This window comes from Nocardioides sp. (genome assembly GCF_031397825.1).
In the GTDB taxonomy this organism is placed as follows: domain Bacteria; phylum Actinomycetota; class Actinomycetes; order Propionibacteriales; family Nocardioidaceae; genus Nocardioides.
The window spans coordinates 1-3,823 of the sequence record NZ_JANNML010000094.1; the positions used below are offsets into that span (position 1 = coordinate 1).

Genomic DNA, 3,823 nt, shown 5'->3' on the forward strand with positions numbered 1-3,823 from the left:
CCTTGACCTCGCCCTTGAGGACGCCGGCCTGGAGCGCGGCGCCGACGGCGACGACCTCGTCGGGGTTGACGCCCTTGTTGGGCTGCTTGCCACCGAGGAGCTCGGTGACGAGCTCGCCGACGGCCGGCATGCGGGTGGAGCCACCGACCAGCACGACGTGGTCGATCTTGTCGATCGCGACGCCACCGTCCTTGAGGACGTTCTGGAAGGGGGTCTTGGTGCGGTCGAGCAGGTCGGCGGTCAGCTTCTGGAACTCGCTGCGCGTCAGGCGCTCCTCGAAGTGGAGGGGGCCGGACTCACCGTGGGTGATGTAGGGCAGGTGGATCGTGGTCTCGGCCGAGGACGACAGCTCGATCTTGGCCTTCTCGGCGGCCTCCTGGAGGCGCTGCTTGGCGATCTTGTCGGCCGCCAGGTCGACCCCGAAGTTGGACTTGAACGTCTTGACCATCCACTCCACGACGCGGTTGTCCCAGTCGTCACCGCCGAGGTGGTTGTCGCCGGAGGTCGCCTTGACCTCGACGACGCCCTCGCCGATCTCGAGGAGGGACACGTCGAACGTGCCACCACCGAGGTCGAAGACGAGGATCGTCTGGTCGTCGCCCTTGTCGAGGCCGTAGGCCAGCGCGGCCGCGGTCGGCTCGTTGACGATCCGCGAGACGTTGAGGCCCGCGATCTCGCCGGCCTCCTTGGTCGCCTGGCGCTGGGCGTCGGAGAAGTAGGCCGGCACGGTGATGACCGCGTCGGTGACGGGCTCACCGAGGTAGGCCTCGGCGTCGCGCTTGAGCTTCTGGAGGACGAACGCGCTGATCTGCTGAGGCGTGAAGTCCTTGTCGTCGATCTTCTGCTTCCAGTCGGTGCCCATGTGGCGCTTGACGGAGCGGATGGTGCGGTCGACGTTGGTGACCGCCTGACGCTTGGCGACCTCGCCGACGAGGACCTCGCCGGACTTCGCGAACGCGACCACCGACGGGGTGGTGCGGGCACCCTCGGCGTTGGCGATGACGGTGGGCTCGCCACCCTCGAGGACGGCGACGACGCTGTTGGTCGTCCCCAGGTCGATGCCGACAGCACGTGCCATGGTGTTACCTCCGGTGATCCGGCCCCGATCGGGGCGCTGGGTGAAGACTGTGGGTGACAGTCTTGCAAACAAGTTGAGTCCACTCAACTCAAGTTCGCTCACTGGGTCAAACAGAGGGTCGGCGGGCTTTGTTCCCGCCGCTCAGCAGTCTCACCCGGGAGCGCAGCCAGTCCTCGAGGCGCGCCAGCTCCAGCTCGTCGGTGATGAACGACCGTCGCCCGGGCGGGGGCAGGAAGCCGACCACGTCCATCACGTCGAAGAACGGTTGCGGCGCACGCCCGGTGCGCGCGACGTAGGCGTCGGCGAAGGCCTGCGCGGTGCCCGTGCCGTGGTGGATCGCGATGTTGGTGCAACCGTGGGCCACGTCGAGCCAGGCCGGCCCGATGGACGTCTCGACCCAGTCGACGACGCCGCCGACCTCGTCGGCGACCCACAGGACGTTGCGGTGGTGGAAGTCACGGTGGATCAGGTGTGGTTCGAACGACGGCGGGTCGGTGCGCAGCACCGCGAACGCCTCCTCCCACAGTCCGGCGTCGCTCGCCCAGGGCGGCACGACGTACTTCTCCTCCCATGCCCACGACTGGTAGGCGCGCACCTCGATCGTGGGCTCGACGTCGTGGATCGCAGCGAGCACGTCGGCCAGCCGCCGCAGGGACGCGGCGTCGACGCGGTCGAGGTCGACCTCGCCGGGGACCAGCGTCATCAGGTGGGCCGCGACGCCGCCGTGGTCGCCTGCTGCGTCGAGCGCGAGCGAGCGCGGGGCAGGCACCGGGGTCGGCGCCAGCATCCGCTGGACCTCCGCCTCGCGGCTCGTGAGCGCCGCGCCGTGCGTGCGCCACGGCTCCTTGGTCATCAGGCGCAGCACGACCTCGTCGCCCTGCTCCGGCGTGAGCGCGAGCATCGTCGAGGTCCAGCCGCCGCGGAGCTCGCGGACGCCGACGACCGAGCCGGTGCAGTCCTCGACCCAGGACCGTGCGGTGTCGCTCAGGAGTGCCACGGCACACCCCACCGCGCGACGTGGTGCCACACCTTCTTGAGGTCCTGCACGTCGTGGCGCCCGTCGCGGACCGCGCGGCCGACGACCTCGGCGTCCAGGAAGCCGCCCTCCGCGATGCTGCGGCCGACCTCGACGATCGCCGCGCCACGGAAGGCGGGGTGCTGCTCGAGCGTCCCGACGCTCAACCGACGTCCCTCGTGCCACTCGACCGGGATCCCGAGATGCTCGGCGTGCTCGGCCACCGGGGTGGCGCGGAAGCTCGGGTCCAGCACCAGAGCCTCCACGTCCTCGCCGATCTCGAGGACGCCGTGCACGTGCGCCTCGACGTAGTCGTCCAGCAGGTCGGCATCGCCGTCCTCCGCGAGGCGGATCAGGTCGCACCGGTCGACGGTCCCCAGGTCGACCGGGTCGACGACGGAGTCGGGGAAGCAGAAGGTGCTGCGGTCGAGGACGTGCTCAGCAAGCCGGAGGAAGGACGAGCCGAAGCGGGGCGCACCCCCGAGCGCCCGCCTGCGGTGGTCCAGCGCGCCGTACCGGGGGCGCTGCGCCGGCGGCGCGTCGTCGTACGCCGTGGCGAAGATGCGCGACTCCCACCTCCACCGCTCCCCGCCCTGGTGGGCGGTGAGGCCGCCGTTGCTCGTGCCGGTCTCGAACTGGCTGCGGTAGACCCCGTCCCGCGCGAGGTGCTGGAGCACGGTCAGTCCGTCGCGCACCCGGTCGGGGTGGAAGTTCAGCGTGATGCGCAGCGACCGGTCCAGCGGACCACCGCCGGCCTGCTGCGCCACGTGGGCCAGCGCGGCACGGGCCCAGGGACTCGGCACGGCACTCACCGGACCGATGCTGCCATGCGGACCGGTGAGGATGGCGCATCGGTGAGGATGGCCGCATGCGCGACATCTACGTGGTCACCCATCCTGAGGCGACGCACCACCTGGAGGGCCGCGTCGGCGGCTGGTTCGACTCCGAGCTGACGCCTCGAGGGCACGAGCACGCGGGGCTTGCCGCGCAGGCCTTGCGCGACCGGATCGGGACGGGCGTCCCGGTCGCCGTCTTCACCTCCGACCTGCGCCGCACGGTCCAGACCGCGGAGCCGATCGGTGCCGCCCTCGGCGTGGCGCCGGTCAGGCTGCCCGGCCTGCGGGAGAAGTCCTACGGCGAGGGCGGCGGCATGCCGGACCCCTGGTTCCGCGAGCGGTTCGTCCCGCCGCCCGCCGAGGGTGAGCGGCTGGAGCACGACGAGGGGATCGCCGGAGCGGAGACCAAGGGCGAGTGGGTGCGGCGGGTCTACGCCGCCATGGATCAGGTCGTCGCGGACCCCTCCCCCACGACGGTGGTCGTCACCCACGGCGGCTCGGTCACGTTCGTCATCGCCCACTGGATCGGGATGCCGCTCGACGCACTGAGCCGGGTCAGCTTCCGGGTGGCGTCGGGCAGCATCACCCACCTCCACCGCGACGACTACTTCCACAACCACACCGTCGTGTCGCTCGGCGACACCGCGCACCTCAGGGGTCGGTGAGGTCGCGGGTGCCGTGGGGGGTGACGAGCATGGTCTGGCCGTGGGGTTCGCGCCAGAGGAAGGTGCCGGGGGCGAGTTGTTGGTAGGTCCAGCCGGCGTGGGTCTTGAGCTGGTGGTGATGTCGGCAGAGGGGGGCGAGGTTGCACTCGCAGGTGATGCGGGACTGTGCGTGGGCGATGAGGTGGTCGAGGTCGCAGGACCTGGATCTCTTGGTGCAGTGGGGGAACAC

The 3,823-nt window shown here is 70.8% G+C and carries 4 protein-coding genes and 1 pseudogene; 1 reads left to right on the top strand and 4 read right to left on the bottom strand.

Translation table 11 applies throughout. From position 1 onward, the window contains the following. The 3 genes from RMN98_RS08400 to RMN98_RS08410 form a co-directional block, all read right to left on the bottom strand. The coding region (locus RMN98_RS08400) for an Hsp70 family protein (RefSeq protein WP_309648363.1) at nt 1-1,078 on the bottom strand (1,078 nt) is incomplete at its 3' end. Nucleotides 1,079-1,184: 106 nt separating this feature from the next. Then, nucleotides 1,185-2,075 carry an aminoglycoside phosphotransferase family protein gene (locus tag RMN98_RS08405; protein ID WP_309648364.1) on the bottom strand — a complete coding sequence of 297 codons (891 nt, stop codon included), beginning with the start codon at nt 2,073-2,075 and terminating at the stop codon, nt 1,185-1,187. Then, a complete protein-coding gene (locus RMN98_RS08410) occupies nt 2,063-2,905 on the bottom strand; it encodes a DUF3626 domain-containing protein (protein WP_309648365.1) in 843 nt (280 codons plus the stop codon). The genes RMN98_RS08405 and RMN98_RS08410 overlap by 13 nt, the downstream gene beginning before the upstream one ends. Before the next feature lie 56 nt (nt 2,906-2,961). On the opposite strand from RMN98_RS08410, the gene RMN98_RS08415 reads away from it, so the two are divergent. Continuing rightward, nucleotides 2,962-3,594 carry a histidine phosphatase family protein gene (locus RMN98_RS08415; RefSeq protein WP_309648366.1) on the top strand — a complete coding sequence of 211 codons (633 nt, stop codon included), beginning with the start codon at nt 2,962-2,964 and terminating at the stop codon, nt 3,592-3,594. On the opposite strand, the pseudogene RMN98_RS08420 reads toward RMN98_RS08415, so the two are convergent. After that, nucleotides 3,581-3,823 (bottom strand): annotated as a pseudogene (locus tag RMN98_RS08420) (HNH endonuclease); the annotation flags it as partial. The gene RMN98_RS08415 and the pseudogene RMN98_RS08420 overlap by 14 nt on opposite strands.

What these genes read in the sequence shown, in the direction of transcription:
- RMN98_RS08415 (WP_309648366.1), top strand. Translation starts at nt 2,962, where the DNA reads ATGCGCGACATCTACGTGGTCACCCATCCTGAGGCGACGCACCACCTG.